Here is an 18,221-nt window from a genome sequence, read left to right on the forward strand (position 1 = left end):
GTGACATAATTTGCGGTGACTGCGCACAGATTGCGAGCTGCCATTCCACTTACGACAGATTAAGACTGCTACCTTGAAAAGCTAAAAGGTGTTTTGGGAATTCATTAAAGATGTACTTTGTGTCTATTCGGGATTACCTTTCAGTATGCTTATGGTAAGACCGTCCAGTCTTTCGCTTTGTGTGCTTATCTCTGGATTTTTTTGGATTTTTAGCCCCGGTCCTTTTGTAGTTGCGTCGCAGGGGGAGTTGTGTTAAACTAATGACTGCACATTGCCTTGCGCAGCGCGGGAGGGGGGAGCCGATGAAATATGGAACAGTGCTTCCCGGTTGCTTTGCGGAGCGACCGAACCGCTTTATCGCGCTGGTGGACACGGCGGAAGGGCGGGTAGTGTGCCATGTGAAAAACACGGGCCGCTGCCGGGAACTGCTTCTCCCCGGGGCAAGGGTCTATCTGGAACGGGCGGAGAATCCTGCCAGGAAGACCGCCTATGATTTGATTGCGGTGGAAAAGGGAAGCCTGCTGGTCAATATGGATGCACAGGCTCCGAATCGGGCGTTTGGCGAGTGGGCCGCGAAGGGCAGTTTTCTGCCGGATGTCCAGACGCTGAAGCCGGAGTATGCCTACGGTGCGTCCCGCATCGACTTTTGCCTGGAGACAGCCAGAGGGCCTCATCTTGTGGAGGTAAAGGGCGTGACACTGGAGGAAAACGGCCACGCGCGGTTTCCTGACGCGCCCACGGAGCGGGGTGTCAAGCATATCCATGAGCTGCGCCGCGCAGTGGAGCAGGGGCTTGTGGCTACGCTGTTTTTTGTTGTGCAGATGGAGGGTATGCTGGATGTGTCGCCCAACGACGCGACGCACCCGGCCTTTGGTGCCGCACTGCGGGAAGCGGCGGCAGCGGGCGTTTTTGTGCGGGCATTTGACTGCACGGTGACGCCTGACAGCATTGCGATTCGCAGAGAAATTCCAGTGCTTTTATGATTTACGAGGATGGGAGCGGGATTTTTTGGGACTTTTTGAACTGCTACTGGTTGGCGTAGGCCTGTCTATGGACGCATTTGCAGTAGCGATTTGTCAGGGGCTTTGTATGCGGAAGCTTCGCTGGGGCCATGCGTTTGTGGTGGCTCTGTTTTTTGGAGGATTTCAGGCGATAATGCCTTTTCTGGGCTGGCTGCTGGGGTCCCGGTTTGCGATGTATATCCAGAACGTGGACCACTGGATAGCCTTTGCCCTGCTTGCGATCATCGGTGGAAACATGATACGCGAGGGCTGCGGTAAAGAGGAAGAGGAGGCGGCCTGCGCCGTGGCGGAGAGAGTGGACCTCAAGCAACTGACGGTGCTGGCCTTTGCCACCAGCATCGACGCGCTGGCGGTTGGCGTGACCTTTGCATTTTTAAGTGTGCGCATTGCCCCGGCGGTTTCTATCATCGGGTCCGTGACCTTTCTCCTGTCCTTAGCGGGCGTAGCAGTGGGGAATTACTTCGGGGCACGGTACAAGCGCCGCGCGGAGCTGAGTGGTGGAATTCTCCTCATTTTGTTGGGTGCAAGAATTTTAATGGAGCATCTCGGCTTTTTTTCCTGAATAGGCAGTACATACCGGACGGGGGCAGATGGAATCGGCCCCTGCCCGGTCTTTTTTTCTTCTGAGCTCATATCCTGCTTTCAGGAGAAGAGGGGGGAAGGTATGGAGAGCCTTTGGATGATGCTGGGCGGCGTGGTGCTGTTTTTGTTTGGAATTACGCTGCTGGGGGAATATCTGCGGGAATTTGAGGGCGGACGGGCAGAGCGTTTGCTGCGCCGCGCTACGGACGGCCGGGGCCGGGGCTTTTTGCTGGGATTTTTGGTAACGGCAGTGGTGCAGTCCTCCTCGGCGGTGACGGTAATGACCGTATCCCTGGCAGATGCCGGGATTCTGACCCTTGGACAGATTATCCCGGTGATGATCGGAAGTAATCTGGGGACTACCGCCACGGCGTGGCTGTTATGCTTCCGAACAGAGACTTCCGGTGCGCCGGGGCTGACGGTAATTTTGGCGTGTATAGGGCTTTTAATTTATCTTGTGGTTCCCAGACGGAGGGTATGGGGTGGGCTGCTGCTGGCTCTGTTTTTGCTGCTGGTGGGGATGGAGCGGATGGCTGTCGCCGCCGCGCCGATCGCGGAGACAGAGGCTTTCCGCCGACTGACAGAGATGGCGGTCAACCCGCTGACAACGCTTCTGGCGGGCACGATCTTTACCGGCGTAATCCAAAGCTCCAGTGCCTCCATCGGACTGTTGCAGGCGTTTTCAACCGCAGGCTCGGTAACTTGGGGAATGGGAGTGCCTTTGGTGCTGGGAGGGAACATCGGCACCTGCGTTACAGTCCTGCTGGCCTCCGTGGGCTGCGGTGCAAACGCCAAGCGGGCTGCGTTTGCACATCTGAAATTCAATGTTCTGGGAACAGCGGCCCTCCTGCCACTATGGCTGCTGTTTGGCGGGCCGATGCAGGACCGTATTATCAATCCGGTGGGGATTGCCGTGGTACATACTGCGTTTAACCTGCTCTCCGCCGTATTTCTGCTTCCGGTGTTTGATGGTCTGACCGGCTTTTTTACGCTTCCGACGAAAAGAAGACGGAGGCTGTCCCCAAGTCTCCCGGCTTCAATTGGAAAGCGTACCGCAGGGACAGCTTTCAAAGAAAAAAAACCTGCAAGAAAATAAGGAACGGCTCGCGGAACCAAATCGGTTCCGCGAGCCGCGTTTATGAGATGAAGAAGAATTTTTTAGAACTGACCCTGCTGCATCATGGCTTCGGCAACCTTCTTGAAGCCCGCGATGTTGGCTCCGGCCACCAGATCATAGCCCAGACCATACTCTTCGGCCGCTTCGGCGGACATGCTGTGGATGGTGACCATCATCTTCTTGAGCTGTGCGTCAACTTCCTCCGCAGTCCAGACCAGACGCTCGGAGTTCTGAGACATCTCCAGAGCGGAGACGCCCACGCCGCCGGCGTTAACAGCCTTGGAAGGAGCGACGACCATGTGCTTCTGGCCGCGCAGGAACTCCAGGGCATCGTTGGTGGTGGGCATGTTGGCGACTTCGATGTAATACTTCACGCCGGACTCGGCAATCTTCTTGGCCCACTCCAGATTGACGTCGTTCTGCATAGCGGCGGGCATGAGAATATCCACGTCCTTGTGGCCCCAGTGCTTGGTGCCTTCCACAAACTCGCAGCCGAACTTCTCGGCGTAGGGCTTGCAGTGCATGGGGTCCTTGGCGCGCATGTCAAGGATGAAGTTCAGCTTCTCGTCGGTGTCGATACCGTCGGGATCATGGACGTAGCCGTCGGGGCCGGCCATATAAGTAACCTTGGCGCCAAGCTCGGCAGCCTTCTTCATGATGCCCCAGGCCACGTTGCCGTAGCCGGAAACTGCGATGCGCTTGCCCTCAATGGAGTCGTTCTCATGCTTGAGAACCTCGCACAGATAATAAACCGCGCCAAAGCCGGTGGCCTCGGGACGGATCAGGCTGCCGCCGAAGCTCAGGCCCTTGCCGGTAATGACGCCGTTCTCCCACACGCCCTTCAGGCGGCGGTACTGGCCGTACAGATAGCCGATTTCGCGGGCGCCCACGCCCATGTCGCCGGCGGGAATGTCAATATCGGGCCCGATGTAGCGATACAGTGCGGTCATGAAGCTCTGGCAGAAGCGCAGGACCTCGGCGTCGGACTTGCCGGCGGGATCGAAGTCGGAGCCGCCCTTGGCGCCGCCGATGGGCAGGCCGGTCAGGCTGTTCTTAAAGGTCTGCTCAAAGCCCAGGAACTTGATGATGCCCTCGTACACGTTCTTCTGGAAGCGCAGGCCGCCCTTGTAGGGGCCGATGGCACCGTTGAACTGGCAGCGCCAGCCGCGATTGGTGTGCCAATTGCCCTGATCGTCTTCCCAGGTCACGCGGAAGGTGAACATCCGCTCCGGCTCGACCATGCGGGTAAGCAGGTCAACCTTCTCATATTCGGGGTGCTTCTCGATGACGGGCTCCAGAGAAGAGAAGACCTCCTCCACGGTCTGGACGAACTCAGGCTCGTTGCCGTGCTTGGTCTTTACATTTTCCAGTACGCTGGCAAGATATGCATTCATCAAAAACTTCCTCCTTCATTTTTTACAGCGATTTTTGCATAAAACAACTGAAATTTTCCTATTTGCGCTTTAATTATTTTAGCACTTTCCATGTATGGAAGCAAGCCTCCTTTTCTTCATATGGGTCATTTTCTTTCTGTATGACGGAAAAAATTCATGCAGGTTTTTGTGCAGTTTACCAAAGAAATGCAAGATATGCGTCTTTTGATGGAAAATTGGGACTTTACATTGACTTTTTAAGATAGGCCTATATAATAAATATGTTTGGGACCCGGGGAAAATCGGAAATTCGACTGTGTTGTTGGAGGAGTTTTACTATGCGGCAAACCTATAAAACAAACATCGCGGGGCTGGAGCGGGAGCTGCCCATCTGCAAGGTGACGGACGATTTGTACATCGGCGCGTTTATCTGCTTCGGCGACGCGGAGATTACCGTCGCCTGCGCCCGGGAGCTTTTGAAACTGGTGCCTCAGGCCGACTATGACTATATGCTCACGGCAGAGGCCAAGAGCATACCTCTGATTCACGAGATGGCCCGACAGTCCGGCGCGAAGCGTTATTTCATTGCTCGGAAGGGCCCCAAGGCCTATATGCCGGACCCCATTTATGTGGAGGACCGGTCCATCACCACCGCTGGATCCCAGCGGCTGTATCTGAGTCGGGACGACGCGGAGCTCATCCGGGGAAAGCGGGTGCTGCTGATGGACGATGTGATTTCCACGGGAGGCTCCATGCACGCCATGGAGGCGCTGGTGGAGCTGGCGGGAGGAGCTACCGCGGGCCGTATTGCGGTGTTTGCCGAGGGAGACGCGCAGGCGCGGAGCGACATCCGGTATCTGGCGCCCCTGCCCCTGTTCAACCCGGACGGAACCGTAAAATGCTGAAAAAATGAAATGCGGGAGACGGCTTGCCGTCTCCCGCTTCTTTTTTTGAACCGCCTCCGGGATAAAAGCGCGCACCCCACGTTGCCGCTGCGTATCCCTGATGACCGGGTTTTGGCAGCAACCCGACAGACCATGGCAACTGTGAACGCTCGAACCGCTGTTTCACGGCAAAATGCACTTTACCTTTATTTTACATAAACACCATAACCTTCAAACACAAAGATGCTATCGTTTGATATATAAAAAATATGATAGTAATAAAGAGGAAATAAACGTATGAAGGTTTCCATTCAGTCGAAGGTTCGCAAAGCGATTGCATATAACGTGGTCGCCACCTGCGTCGTCATTACCGCCATTACCTGCGTGCTGATCGGGCGGTATTCTCTTGAGAACCATAAGGTGTTTGCGCAAAGCCTTGCGGCCTCTTATTCCATGAGCATTACCGAAGCGGTTGCCTCCATTAAAAACCAGATACAGAATGTTGCCGCCGATGAAGCGGTCTGCGATCCCACGCTGGACGCGGCTGATCGCAGGGCCTATCTCAAGGTAAGGACGCGGGGCACCGCCTTTTCCTCCTTTTCCGTCAGCAGCAAAACCGGTGTTACTTACGAAGGGGAAGATATTTCAGGCACCGAAAGCTTTCAAAGCGCCATTGCGGGCGTTTCCTTTCTGTCCGCGCCGGGCCTGTTCCCGGGCGAAGAAGCGCCGGTCATTCTGGCCGCTACGCAGATTACGGCCATAGGCCCCACGGGCGTGGTGACCGGCAGCTTGCCCGCCGATTACTTTAATCAGTACATTCGCCAGATTTCCATGGGAGAAACCGGATACGGTTTTATTATGGACCGCAGCGGTACGATTGTTTCCCATCCGGATGACGCGATGCTGTCGCTTAATCTGCCGGAAAGCGTGGACGCTGCCGCGCAGCCGGAGTGGGCGGCGCTTCTTGCGCGTATGTGTGCGGGAGAGTCCGGCGCGGAGGTTGTAACCGACGCGGAGTCGAAAAAGCTTGTAGCCTACGCGCCCATAGCCGGTGCGGAAGGGTGGGTGCTCGCCGTCAGTCAGGACTATGACGAAATTCTCGCCATGAGCCGCCAGCCAATCTGGATTTCGCTTGTGGTGATGGTGCTGGCCGTGGTTTGCTCGTCCGTTTTCTCCGCCCGTACGGCATCCTCCCTGGCGCGGCCCATCGCTGCGGCGGTTACGCGGTTGCAGCAGCTTGAACAGGGTGATCTGGAATCTCCCGTTCCCACCGACGCATCGGTCAGGGAAGCAGAGGCGTTGCTGCAAGCGCTGGAGCACACGGTTTTTTCCCTGCGTGGCTATGTATCGGAAATCTCCACCGTGCTTTCCTGCATCGCAGACGGAGATCTCACCGTAAAAAAAGAGAAAGAATATCTTGGAGATTTCGCCCCCATCGGCACGTCGCTGGAGACAATTTTGCAATCCCTGAACGGGGTGTTTTCCGAAATTGAGACGGCGGCCTCCACCATCCATCAGGGGGTCAATCAGGTTTCTTCCGGCTCGATACAAATTTCCGAGCGCGCCTGCACGGAAACTGAAACGATGGCCAGACTGGACGACCGAATTGGGTCTGTCACGGACAGCATCAAGGTCAATACCGAAAGCGTGCAGACTGCCGGGGCGCTGTTTGATCAGATGCGCCAGCAGTCCGCCCATGCGGGGGAAAGCATGACGGAGATGCTGGCGGCAATCGGCGGCATGGAGCAAACTGCAAAAAAGATTACCGAAGTGATTCGTGTCATTGAGGACATCGCCTTCCAGACCAATGTGCTTGCGCTGAACGCCGCCATTGAGGCGGCGCGCGCTGGCGGCGCTGGAAAGGGGTTCTCGGTTGTAGCCGGGGAAGTTCGCAACCTTGCGCAAAAAAGCGCAGAGGCAGCCGAAAGCACCCAGGCCCTGCTTGGGCAGTCCGTTGCATCCGTGCAGGCCGGGCGCATCCACGCACAGAAGACCGAAGAGGCCTTGTACGAAATCATGGACTTCGTAAAGCAGGTGACGGACGCGATTCAGCAGATATCAGGCACATCCTTGAAGCAGAAGGAGGCCGCCGTGGAGATGCAGTCGAGCATGACGCAGATTGTGTCCTCCATAGCCTCAAACAGTGCCTTTTCCGAGGAGTGCGCCGCCACCAGCCAGAGCCTGCTTGAACAGGCGGAAGTTTTGGCGCAGAGAATGCGGCAATTCCGCCTGATCGAATCTGCGGATGATTCTGCTTTGTCGGACGATGCCGCCATTACGCCGCCGGATTGCGGGGACGACGCGCCTGCATCATCCATCTGAGCCATCGCGAAGTTTCCAGCAAAAGTGCTCAGCAGTCCGCAGTCTTGGGAGCTGCTGCCCATACACAGGAAAAATCGCGCCATCCCAACGGGCTTTTCCTGCATGACGGTAAAGTCTGCGGCCCTGACATCCCCGCACATATAATTCAAGGGTGGAAACCGATCACTATCGGTTTCCACCCTCGATTTTTGGTATTCAGGCTGGGGGCTGCCGTCTCCCGCTTCTTTTTGTGAACAGGGCGCATAGAATCATACGTTCTCTGCGTATTTCTCCCGGTCGCGGCGAATCTGCTTTTGATAGCGGTCCGCCTCGGAAAAGACGCAGCCGCAATATTTCTGCATATAAAAGCCCAGCTCCCGTGCCTTTTGGTTGCCCTCGCGGAAATTGGCCCGGAAGTCTCGGTATAAAAACGCAACGCCATATTGCTGACCAAGCCGCTCTGCCGCCCGGGCAATGCCATCGTGGTCCTGATAAAGGGAGGCCAGAAGCGTGGAGGTAAAAGCTTCGTACCCGTGCGCGGCGGCATAGCGTGCCGTCTCCTCCAGCCGGTGCTCGTAGCACCAGGCGCACCGGTGGTCGATGTCGCCTGCCACATGGCAGACGAAGTCCCGCAGGCCGTATTCCTCCCGCACAATCAGCTTCATGCCGATGCTGGGCGCATACTCCGAAAGACAGTCCCGGCGGGCCTCATATTCCTTCCACGGATGAATGTTGGGATTATACCAAAAGGCCGTGGGCTCCAGCCCCTCCGCCCGCAAAGGCTCAATGCAGGAGAGGGAACAGGGGGCGCAGCAGCAGTGCAGCAAGACGGATTCCATAAAACGCGTCACCTCGCCGTCAGTATAGCAGATTCGCCGACTTTGCGCAAGGGCGCAGAAAGACACGGAAAAGCGCGGGAAATTCCTCTGTTTCCAATGTTTGTTTTAACGTATCATTAACAGAGGAAAACGTTTTTACAATTGAAAAGTTCACAAAAACAGAGTAAAATGAAAACTGTTTAACAGGAGGTGCGGTGCGAATTTTCGCGCCGTTCGGACATTCTTAGGAGGAATCTGTTTTTGCGTGTTGGACTGGATGTCGGATCCACCACCATCAAATGCGTGGTGCTGGATGACGACGAAAAAATTATATATTCTACTTACGAGCGTCATTACAGTCACATTCTGGAGAAATCTGAGGAGCTGCTGCGGCGCATGGCCCAGTGGCATGTTCCCGGTGGGCGGGCCTTGCTCTCTATTTCCGGCTCCGCCGGGATGGGCATGGCGCAGAGTGTGGAGGTCCCCTTTGTGCAGGAGGTGTTTGCCACCCGCGTAGCGGTGGGGCAGTTTGCCCCCGGCACGGATGTGGTGATTGAGCTGGGCGGCGAAGACGCTAAAATTCTCTTTATGACCAATGGGCTGGAGGTCCGGATGAACGGCTCCTGCGCCGGCGGGACCGGTGCGTTTATCGACCAGATGGCGACGCTTTTGAAGCTGACCGCTGAGGAGCTGGATACTGCGGCCCTGCGGGCGGAGAAAACCTATACCATCGCGTCCCGCTGCGGCGTGTTCGCCAAGAGCGACGTGCAGCCCCTCATCAATCAGGGCGCAAAGCCGGAGGACATTGCCGCCAGCATCTATCAGGCGGTGGTGAATCAGACCATTGCGGGACTGGCACAGGGCCGTCCCATCAAGGGAAGGGTTTTGTATCTGGGCGGGCCGCTGACCTTCTCTAAATGCCTGCGGGAGAGCTTTGACAGTACGCTGGGTGTTGCGGGCATGTGTCCGGAAAACAGCCTTTTGTTCGTGGCCCTTGGCGCGGCGCTGTATTCCGATCAGGAGTTTGACCTAGCGGACGTGGCCCGGCATCTTCGGGAACGGGGCGCGTCGGAAACCTACCGGTCCCAGCCGCCCCTGTTCGCCGACGAGGAAGCGTATGAGAAATTCCGCGCGCGGCACGCAAAGGCATCCGTTCCCCAGGTCCCTTTCGGGACGGATTATGCCGAACCGGTGCACATTGGGATCGACTCCGGCTCCACCACCGTGAAGGTGGCGGTGATTGACGAACAGGCCCGGCTGCTGTTCACGGACTACCGTCCCAACGAGGGCAGCCCCACCACCCTGATCCGGGAGGTGCTTCTGCGGCTGTACGACGAGCACCCGGCTCTGCAAATTGCCTCCGTCACCACCACGGGATATGGAGAGGATTTGGCCAAGGCTGCGTTTCACGCGGATTTCGGCGTGGTGGAAACCGTGGCCCATTTTACCGCCGCGCGGCATTTCCTGCCGGATGTGGATTTCATCATCGACATCGGCGGGCAGGACATGAAGTGCTTCAAGATTGAAAACGGAGCCATCGGCGACATCTTTTTGAACGAGGCCTGCTCATCCGGCTGCGGCAGCTTTCTTCAGACCTTTGCCCAGGCGCTGGGCAGGGACGTAAAGGAGTTTGCAAAGCTGGGCCTGTTTGCCCGGCGGCCTGTGGATCTCGGCAGCCGGTGCACGGTGTTTATGAATTCCAGCGTGAAGCAGGCCCAGAAGGACGGGGCCTCCATTGAGAACATTTCGGCGGGCCTTTCCATCAGCGTGGTGAAAAACGCCATCTACAAGGTTATCCGCGCCGCTTCTCCAGAAGAGCTTGGACAGAACATTGTAGTGCAGGGCGGTACATTTTATAACGAGGCGGTTTTGCGGGCCTTTGAAAAGGAGATGGGGACGGAGGTCATCCGCCCCGACATCGCGGGACTGATGGGGGCTTACGGCGCGGCACTGCACGGTATGGAAAAGGCGGAGCCGGGACGGCAGAGCACACTGCTGACGGCGGAGCGCCTGCGCGGCTTTACGCAGGATACCCGCAGCAGGCTGTGCGGCCTGTGCGGCAACAACTGCCAGCTCACGGTCAACACCTTTTCCGACGGCTCTGTCTTCCTCAGCGGTAACCGCTGCGATCGCCCCGTCACCGGCAAGGCGGATACCGGCGTGCTGAACCTCTACGAATACAAGCGCAGGCTGCTTTTAAGCTACAAGCCTGTCCCCGGAAAACGGGGAAAAATTGGCCTTCCGCTGTGTCTGAACAATTACGAGCTGCTGCCTTTCTGGCACGCGTTTTTTACAAGCCTTGGCTTTACCGTATACCATAGCCCACTCAGCAGCCGGGATCTGTACCTGAAGGGGCAGGCCAGCATCCCCAGCGACACCGCCTGCTTTCCGGCGAAGCTGGCCCACGGCCACATCCAATATCTGAGCCGTCTGGGGCTGGACGCGATTTTCTACCCCTGCATGACCTATAATCTGGACGAGGGTAAGGGCGACAATCACTATAACTGCCCCGTGGTGGCCTATTACCCGGAGGTCATCGCCGGGAACTCTCCGGAGATTAAAAACGTCAAATTTATATACGATTACGTGGGGCTTCATCATCCCAAGGAATTTGCCCGTAAAATGCATGGGATTCTCGAAACGTATTTCCCCGGCATCGGACGGGGCGAGGTCCGGCAGGCGGCGGACGAGGCCTATGCCGAGTATGAAAAGCACATGGCCCAAATCCGCGGAGAAGGCCAGCGCATCATCAAGCAGGCTCGTGAAGAGGGACGGCGCATCGTCGTTCTGGCGGGGCGGCCCTACCACGCGGATCCGGAGGTGAACCACGGCATCGACACGCTGCTGACCCAGTTCGGTGCGGCGGTGGTGACGGAGGACGCCGTTTCCGAGCTGGTGGACCCGTTTGAAACCTCCGTGCTGAACCAGTGGACCTACCACGCCCGGCTGTATGCCGCCGCGAAATACTGCACACAAAGCAGCGATATGGAGCTGGTGCAGCTGGTGTCCTTTGGCTGCGGTGTGGATGCCATCACCTCCGATGAGACGCGGGAAATTTTGCAGGAGGGCGGAAAGCTCTATACCCAGCTTAAAATTGATGAAATTACGAATTTGGGCGCGGTGCGTATCCGGCTGCGGAGCCTGTTTGCCGCATTGGAGGAACAGGAAGACCGACGGCGGGTTGCCGCGGGGAAGGAGGACTGAGCCATGGAGATGAATTATCCGAAATTTACCCCGGAAATGAAAAAGACCCATAAGATACTGATTCCCAGCATGGCTCCCATCCAGTTCCGGATTCTGGCCGCCGCCATGGAAAATCAGGGCTACACCTGTGAGCTTTTGGGCAACTGCGGTTCTCAGGTGGCGGAAAACGGACTGAAATACGTCCACAATGATACCTGCTATCCGGCGCTGCTGGTCATCGGCCAGTTTTTGGACGCGCTGGATTCCGGAAAATACGATTTGGACCACACGGCCCTCATTATCACACAGACCGGCGGGGGCTGCCGTGCGTCCAACTATATTCACCTGCTGCGCAAGGCTCTGGAGCGGGCGGGTTATGGGCAGGTGCCCGTGGCCAGCCTGAACTTCTCCGGCCTTGAAAAGGATTCCGGCTTTCCCATGACGCTGCTTTTGATGCGCCAGCTGATGGCGGCCATCTACTATGGGGACTTGCTGGCGACCCTGCGGGCCCAGACCGTTCCCTATGAGCTGAACCGGGGCGACGGGGACGCGATGCTTGAAAAATGGCTGACCCATATTTGCGATGGCATTCGGGCGGGGAAGGGCTATACCAATCGCGAGGTCCGCGCCCTGATGCCGAAAATCGCCGCCGATTTTGCCACCATCCCCGTCCGCCGTACGCCCAAGGTAAAGGTGGGCGTGGTGGGGGAGATCTACGTGAAATACTCTCCCCTTGGCAACAACGATTTGGAGAAGTTTCTGGAGTCTCAGGACTGTGAAGTGAATCTGCCGGGATTGATGGGCTTTGTGCAGTACTGTGCCTATAACCCCTCGGAGACGGCGCGGCTGTACGGCGGGGGCTTTTTTGAAAAGCACATTTCCGATGTGGTGCTTGGGTATCTTGCGGGAACGGAGCGGGTGATGCACAAGGCGCTGGAGAGAAACGGCTATCATGCGCCACTGCCCTTTAAGGAGCTTAGAAAGCTTGCCGAGGGTGTCATCGGTCTGGGCAATAAAATGGGAGAGGGTTGGCTCCTCACCGCCGAGATGATTGAGCTGGTACGTGCGGGATACGAAAATATCGTCTGTGCGCAGCCCTTTGGCTGCCTGCCCAACCATATTTGCGGCAAGGGCATGGTGAATAAAATCCGGGAGCTGTATCCCCAGGCCAACATTACCCCCATCGACTACGACCCCAGCGCCACTCGGGTAAACCAGGAAAACCGCATCAAGCTGATGCTGGCGGTGGGCCGGGAGCGGCTGGAGGGCGGCACCGGTGGTAAGGAACAGGCCCCAAAGCTGAAACCAGCCTTGGAAATGGACAGCGAACCCGTGCGGGAGCCGGAGATCAGGCTGGCCCCGGAGACGGAAGAGGAAGAGAAGCTGGAACCGGTGCTGGAAAAGAAGGCCGCTGGCCTTTGAGGCCGGGAAGCTTATCATACAACAAGCGCCGCCCGCGATTGCGGGCGGCGCTTGTTTGTCTTTTGTTATGCCTCAACCGAAAGGCTCGGCTTTAAAGGTGATTTTTCGGTAAAGCCCCGCGGGAGAAGACGAAAGAAACATCCCAACAAGAAAGGTCCTGAAAGAAATTCCCCGCAGTCTCATTCGGCCATTTCCAGCTCCGGTCCCCAGAGAGAGACGCCGCCCCGCTGAACGCGCTTGGCGCGGTAAAGCGCTGCGTCGGCCCGATTCATAAGGGCCTGAGGGTCTTCACCGGGGTCGCAGGCCGTCAGCCCGATGCTGATGCCCGAGGGGATGGGCCCCGCATCCGCCTCCACAACTTCAATAAAGTCGGACTGAATCTGGTGGCACAGGGAGGCTGCGTCCTCCAAGCTTCGGGTCTGAAGAATGGCGCAAAACTCATCTCCGCCGAAGCGGAAGGAGCGGAACGCATCGTCCTCATAGCGCTGAAGAATCCGCCCCAATGACTGCAAATAAGAATCGCCCCGTATATGCCCCAGCTTGTCATTCACGTTTTTGAACTGATCCACGTCCATCATGGCGAAAAACCACTGGGAACGGCTCTTGCGGGTGACTTCGCACAGGGCAATTTGAAGGGCCCTCCGGTTTCCAACGCCGGTAAGGCTGTCGGTCCTCGTTTTCTCCCGCAGCCGGTGCTGCTCCAAAACGGCGTTGACGCTGAAGTCAATCTGCCGTCGGCAGAGCCGCACCAAAAGACTGGAAATCAGGCAGCAGGTGGCAAGCACCGAGAGGGAAATCAGTTGATTCAAAACCTCCGGTCCGCTCAGGCGGAAAGGGGGGACGTCGGCAAACCAGCTCAGGAATAAGTCTGAGACGACTTTTCCCGCAATGCAAAGCACGCCCACCAGCGCCGTCAGGCGAATCCGCCCGTACAGAATGGTCAGGATCACCGGCAGCATCAGGGCCATATCCATGGCGGGAAAGAAACGGTGCACCGTGTAAAGCACGAGCCCGATGCCCGCCCCGCAGAGGGAAATGATCACAATGTGCGCATCCTGACTCAGTTTTTTGCTGTGTCGGGCCAGCAGAGCGGCGGACAGAAGAACAAGGTTCACAATCAGAGGCAGCGCGATAAACCGGAGCATATACCGCTCGGCAGATGCAATGGGGAGTCGGAAAAAGTCGGCCGCAAAAAGGACCAGACTCTCCAACGCCACGGCGATAAAAACAGCGGCGGACATAATCAGCAGGTGAAGCTTCATCCAGACGCCGGAAATGTCTCCGGGCGTTTGCCCCGCGCCCTGATGCTCAGTCGAAGGTTGTTCCAATGTCCTGCGCCCCCGTTTCTAGAATGCGAACCTTACCGCGTTAAAGATGCCCCATTTGCCCTATTAATGAATTAAATAGTAGTTATTATTATAACAGGCAGGCTTTTGTTTGTCATCAGCTTTTTCACAAAATTTTCCAAATTTTCCAATTTGCACAAAAAAGCACCCATAATTGCACAGACAGTCTCCGACAAAGGGTCGGGGAAAGAGGGGTACTGCCTTTTTCTTGCGTTTTTACAGCGGGTATGCTAAAGTAAGGAAGCCGCTGTCCTCCGCCGGTCACACCCGGCGAATCCAAAGGCGGCAAAGGAATTGAAAAGCTTGAACAATCAGGATATGTATGAGGCCCTGGGCGTAAGCCGGGCCGTGTATAAAGTTGGAGAGGCCGTGCTGACCGCCCAGCGGGAGCGGTTTGCGGAGATTGACGCGACGGCGGAGTATAATCAGGGCAAGGTGCTGCTGGCCATGCAGAAAAACAGGGTCAGCGCCGCCCATTTTGCCGCCACCACCGGCTATGGCTACAACGACGAGGGCCGGGACAATCTGGAGCGGATTTATGCCGATGTATTCCACACCGAGGCGGCGCTGGTGCGCCCGCAGATTACCTGTGGAACCCATGCGCTGGCCGTAGCCCTGTCTGCCAATCTCCTGCCGGGGGACGAGCTGTTATCCCCCGTGGGCGCGCCCTATGACACGCTGGAGGAGGTCATCGGCATCCGGGAGAGCAAGTGCTCCTTAAAGGAATACGGCGTGACCTATGCGCAGGCCGACTTAAAAGAAGACGGAAGCTTTGATTATGATGCCATCCGGGCCGCAATCAATGACCGGACAAAGTTGATCACCATCCAGCGCTCCAAGGGCTACGCCACCCGCCCCAGCTTTTCTGTCCCTCAGATCGGGGAGCTGATTGCCTTTTGCAAGTCCGTGAAGCCGGACGTGAAGTGCATGGTGGACAACTGCTACGGCGAGTTTGTGGAGCTGGTGGAGCCTTCCGACGTGGGAGCCGACATGGTGGTGGGCAGCCTCATCAAAAACCCCGGCGGCGGTCTTGCACCCGTGGGCGGATATATCTGCGGTACGAAGGAATGCGTGGAGCGATGCGCTTATCGGCTGTCTGCTCCGGGACTGGGACAGGAGGTGGGCGCGAATCTGGGCCTGATGCCTGCGCTGTATCAGGGATTGTTTTTGTCGCCCACGGTGGTGTCCGGCGCGCTGAAGGGTGCGATTTTTGCCGCCAATATCTATGAAAAGCTGGGCTTTGCCTGCGTCCCCGGCGGGGCGGAGGACCGCCACGACATTATTCAGGCGGTCACGCTGGGGAGCCGCGAGGCTATGGTGGCCTTCTGCAAGGGCATTCAGTCTGCCGCCCCGGTGGACAGCTACGTCACCCCGGAGCCATGGGCCATGCCGGGCTATGAGTCCGACGTGATTATGGCGGCGGGGGCCTTTGTGCAGGGCAGCTCCATCGAGCTGTCTGCCGATGGACCTATCCGGGAGCCCTACGCCGTGTATTTTCAGGGCGGACTGACGTGGTATCACGCCAAGCTGGGCATTCTCATGAGCCTGCAAAAGCTGGTCGAGGCCGGTATCGTGAGGCTGTAAGAATGTCTACGCCCAATCATTTTTTCAGGAGGAGGCCGCCTCCGGTCCAAAACCGATAAACCTCAAAAAATTTTAATACAGGAGATTTATCTACATGTGGTTTTGGCTTTCTATGATTACTCTGCTCTGCTGGAGCGGGTCGGACCTTTTTTCTAAAATCGGCTGCCGCGATCAGGACAAATATGCCCACCTGAAAATGGTGATGGCTGTGGGCCTTGTGATGGGACTTCACGCAGCCTATGAAGTATTTATTGGCGGGGCGGAGATTTCCGTGTCCATCCTGCTGACGTATCTCCCAGTCTCCGCGCTGTATATCCTGTCCATGACCATTGGCTATGTGGGTCTGCGGTACATCGAGCTGTCGATTTCCTCGCCCATTTGCAATTCCTCCGGGGCGCTTGTGGCGGTGCTGATTCTGGTCACCGGCGGCGCGGGCGACGTGGGCGGCTGGCAGCTTGCCGCCGTGGCGCTGGTATGCGCGGGCGTGGTGGGCCTTGGCATTGTAGAGGCCCACGAGGACGAGGACCTGCGCGCCCTGCGGCAGGAGGCGTCTAATTACAAATACGCAAAGTCTGCGCTGGCATTGGTGCTGCCCATTCTCTATTGCCTGTTGGACGCGCTGGGTACCTTTGCGGATTCTCTGGTGCTGCGCACGCTGAACGAGGACTCCGCCAACGTTGCCTATGAGCTGACGTTTTTCGTCTGCGCCGTGGTGTGCTTCATTTACGTGGTGCTGGTGAAAAAGCAGCCGCTGGTTCCCAAACAGGAGGCGCCCAAATACGTGGGCGCCCTGTGCGAGACGGCAGGCCAATTCGCCTATATCTACGCCATCGGAGACGAGGAGCACGTGATGATGGCCGCGCCCATCATCTCGGCCTACTGCGTGGCCTCCGTGGTGTGGAGCCGCATTTTCCTGAAGGAGAAGCTCTCCGTAAGACATTATGCGGCAATTGCCACGGTCATCGTAGGCATTGTGATTCTGGGCGTGTTCGACGCGTAAGCCCCGGCAATATCGTTTGAAAAAGAACCCTCTTCCCGTGGGAAGAGGGCTCTTTTCAGCTCCTGACAGAGATAAGGTGCGGCGCAGGGCGAATCACAGCCGGTCCGCCTTGGTTCCGGCGAACCAGAAATTGTAGGTCTGCCGCCAGATTTTTGCGGCTTCCTCCGTATGGCAGACGATCCGCACGCTGCGGGGAATTTCATTTTCGTATAAAAAGTCCATCATTGTCCGCAGGGCGACCGTTGCGGCCTGCGCCATTGGATAGCCGAAAACGCCGGTGGAGATGCAGGGGAAATCCACAGATTCGATTCCGTGCTCCTTGGCAAGATGCAGGCAGGAGCGATAGCAAGAAGCGAGCTGCTCCGCCTCACCAAACTGTCCGCCCCGCCACACGGGGCCGGGTGTGTGGAGCACATACCGGGCCTTCAGCCGATAGCCTTTTGTCAATTTCGCCTGCCCGGTAGGACAGCCGCCCAGTGTGCGGCACTCCTTCAAAAGCTCCGGACCCGCAGCGGCGTGAATGGCCCCGTCCACGCCGCTGCCGCCCAAAAGCGACTCGTTGGCGGCGTTGACAATGGCCTCTGCGTCCGATTGGATAATATCTCCCACAAGAATGGAAAAACGGTCCATAAAGGTGCCTCCTTTTGCAATTTACTGCATATTTTTTCCGGTTAAACCGCAGGTCAAATATCCGGCGGCAGTTGTCCCGCAAGGGTTGTCAGTTCCGCCGGGCGGTGCATGACGCGCCTGACTGCCCCGGGCTGCGCCGTTTGCCCGTGCCTGCCACCCCGCGCTGTAAGGCGGGCCTTTTACAGCGCTTTTACTTGCGTTTACGGCGGTAAAGTGATAAAATACATCCCATAATATTAGTTTCATTGTATCGCAAAAGGAGGTCATCCATGCCCAAACACATGCCTACCTATACCGGGACGCTGCGCAGTCACACGCTGGCGCTGCCCCAGTGCGTCAGCGAGTGCGGAGGCATCCGCATTTTTGGCCGGCGCATCAAGTCCCTGGCCTTTTCCACAGATGTGGCCATTGTCAAAAACATCAACGCCGACGCCATTATCGCTGTATATCCCTTCACGCCCCAGCCGGTGATTTCTCAGGCCATCATCAGCGTATCGGACGTGCCGGTGTTTGTGGGGGTGGGCGGGGGCATCACTACCGGGGCCCGGGCCGTCCGTCTGGCCATTCAGGCGGAGCATCAGGGGGCCTACGGCGTGGTGCTGAACGCGCCCACGGACAACTCCATCATCCGCCAGATCAAGGAGGAGGTGGATATTCCGGTGATTATCACCGTGGTGTCCGAGCAGACGGATGTCCGCGCGCGCATTGATGCCGGGGCCGATTTTCTCAACGTGTCCGGCGCCGCCAGAACCCCGGAAATCGTGGCCCACATCCGAAATCAGTTTCCCGAGGTGCCCATCATTGCCACTGGAGGGCCCACGGATGAAACGATCCTTAAGACGATCCGGGCAGGAGCCAACGCCATCACCTACACACCCCCCAGCACCGGTGAGCTGTTCGCCAGAATCATGGATAGGTATCGGGACACACTTTAAGAGCAGGCGCTCCTCCAACGCCGG

At 57.3% G+C, this 18,221-nt stretch carries 14 protein-coding genes; 10 read left to right on the top strand and 4 right to left on the bottom strand.

What is annotated here, in order from left to right:
- Nucleotides 1-302: 302 nt before the first annotated feature.
- From sfsA to ABVS15_RS12825, 3 genes are all read left to right on the top strand, one after another.
- Nucleotides 303-983: a DNA/RNA nuclease SfsA gene (gene sfsA / locus ABVS15_RS12815; RefSeq protein ID WP_369284077.1), complete on the top strand. Its 681-nt coding sequence runs from the start codon at nt 303-305 to the stop codon at nt 981-983.
- A gap of 67 nt (nt 984-1,050) precedes the next feature.
- The gene (locus tag ABVS15_RS12820; protein WP_369284191.1) at nt 1,051-1,584 is read left to right on the top strand and encodes a manganese efflux pump MntP family protein; all 534 of its coding nucleotides are present in this window, start codon (nt 1,051-1,053) and stop codon (nt 1,582-1,584) included.
- A gap of 102 nt (nt 1,585-1,686) precedes the next feature.
- Complete coding sequence (locus ABVS15_RS12825) at nt 1,687-2,700, top strand: Na/Pi cotransporter family protein (RefSeq protein WP_369284078.1); 1,014 nt, start codon at nt 1,687-1,689, stop codon at nt 2,698-2,700.
- A 62-nt stretch (nt 2,701-2,762) separates the two neighbouring features.
- On the opposite strand, the gene gdhA is transcribed toward ABVS15_RS12825, so the two are convergent.
- Nucleotides 2,763-4,115 carry an NADP-specific glutamate dehydrogenase gene (gdhA, locus tag ABVS15_RS12830; protein ID WP_369284079.1) on the bottom strand — a complete coding sequence of 451 codons (1,353 nt, stop codon included), beginning with the start codon at nt 4,113-4,115 and terminating at the stop codon, nt 2,763-2,765.
- A 317-nt stretch (nt 4,116-4,432) separates the two neighbouring features.
- Between gdhA and ABVS15_RS12835 the strand changes: the two genes are divergently transcribed.
- Nucleotides 4,433-4,999 carry a phosphoribosyltransferase family protein gene (locus tag ABVS15_RS12835; RefSeq protein WP_369284080.1) on the top strand — a complete coding sequence of 189 codons (567 nt, stop codon included), beginning with the start codon at nt 4,433-4,435 and terminating at the stop codon, nt 4,997-4,999.
- 276 nt (nt 5,000-5,275) lie between these two features.
- Nucleotides 5,276-7,300, top strand: a complete 2,025-nt coding sequence (locus ABVS15_RS12840) for a methyl-accepting chemotaxis protein (RefSeq protein ID WP_369284081.1) — start codon at nt 5,276-5,278, stop codon at nt 7,298-7,300.
- A 248-nt stretch (nt 7,301-7,548) separates the two neighbouring features.
- Here ABVS15_RS12840 and ABVS15_RS12845 read toward each other — a convergent pair whose 3' ends face one another.
- Complete coding sequence (locus ABVS15_RS12845) at nt 7,549-8,118, bottom strand: epoxyqueuosine reductase QueH (protein ID WP_369284082.1); 570 nt, start codon at nt 8,116-8,118, stop codon at nt 7,549-7,551.
- A gap of 240 nt (nt 8,119-8,358) precedes the next feature.
- Between ABVS15_RS12845 and ABVS15_RS12850 the strand changes: the two genes are divergently transcribed.
- Complete coding sequence (locus ABVS15_RS12850; RefSeq protein WP_369284083.1) at nt 8,359-11,301, top strand: acyl-CoA dehydratase activase; 2,943 nt, start codon at nt 8,359-8,361, stop codon at nt 11,299-11,301.
- Between the two features lie 3 nt (nt 11,302-11,304).
- The gene (locus ABVS15_RS12855; RefSeq protein WP_369284084.1) at nt 11,305-12,702 is read left to right on the top strand and encodes a 2-hydroxyglutaryl-CoA dehydratase; all 1,398 of its coding nucleotides are present in this window, start codon (nt 11,305-11,307) and stop codon (nt 12,700-12,702) included.
- Nucleotides 12,703-12,881: 179 nt separating this feature from the next.
- Here ABVS15_RS12855 and ABVS15_RS12860 read toward each other — a convergent pair whose 3' ends face one another.
- On the bottom strand, nt 12,882-14,030 hold the full coding sequence (locus tag ABVS15_RS12860; protein WP_369284085.1) for a diguanylate cyclase: 1,149 nt from the start codon (nt 14,028-14,030) through the stop codon (nt 12,882-12,884).
- 336 nt (nt 14,031-14,366) lie between these two features.
- On the opposite strand from ABVS15_RS12860, the gene ABVS15_RS12865 reads away from it, so the two are divergent.
- Nucleotides 14,367-15,632, top strand: a complete 1,266-nt coding sequence (locus ABVS15_RS12865; RefSeq protein ID WP_369284192.1) for an aminotransferase class I/II-fold pyridoxal phosphate-dependent enzyme — start codon at nt 14,367-14,369, stop codon at nt 15,630-15,632.
- 94 nt (nt 15,633-15,726) lie between these two features.
- Nucleotides 15,727-16,632 (top strand): EamA family transporter, encoded by a 906-nt coding sequence (locus tag ABVS15_RS12870; RefSeq protein ID WP_369284086.1) that lies wholly within the window; start codon nt 15,727-15,729, stop codon nt 16,630-16,632.
- A 93-nt stretch (nt 16,633-16,725) separates the two neighbouring features.
- Here the strand turns inward: ABVS15_RS12870 and ABVS15_RS12875 are convergent, their stop codons facing one another.
- Nucleotides 16,726-17,262 (bottom strand): O-acetyl-ADP-ribose deacetylase, encoded by a 537-nt coding sequence (locus tag ABVS15_RS12875; RefSeq protein WP_369284087.1) that lies wholly within the window; start codon nt 17,260-17,262, stop codon nt 16,726-16,728.
- Nucleotides 17,263-17,531: 269 nt separating this feature from the next.
- On the opposite strand from ABVS15_RS12875, the gene ABVS15_RS12880 reads away from it, so the two are divergent.
- Nucleotides 17,532-18,197, top strand: coding sequence for a hydrolase (locus ABVS15_RS12880; RefSeq protein WP_369284089.1), 666 nt, complete (start codon nt 17,532-17,534; stop codon nt 18,195-18,197).
- The last annotated feature ends 24 nt before the right edge of the window (nt 18,198-18,221 follow it).

Origin of the sequence: Oscillibacter sp. GMB15532, assembly GCF_041020825.1 — a bacterium.
Classification (GTDB): domain Bacteria; phylum Bacillota; class Clostridia; order Oscillospirales; family Oscillospiraceae; genus Oscillibacter.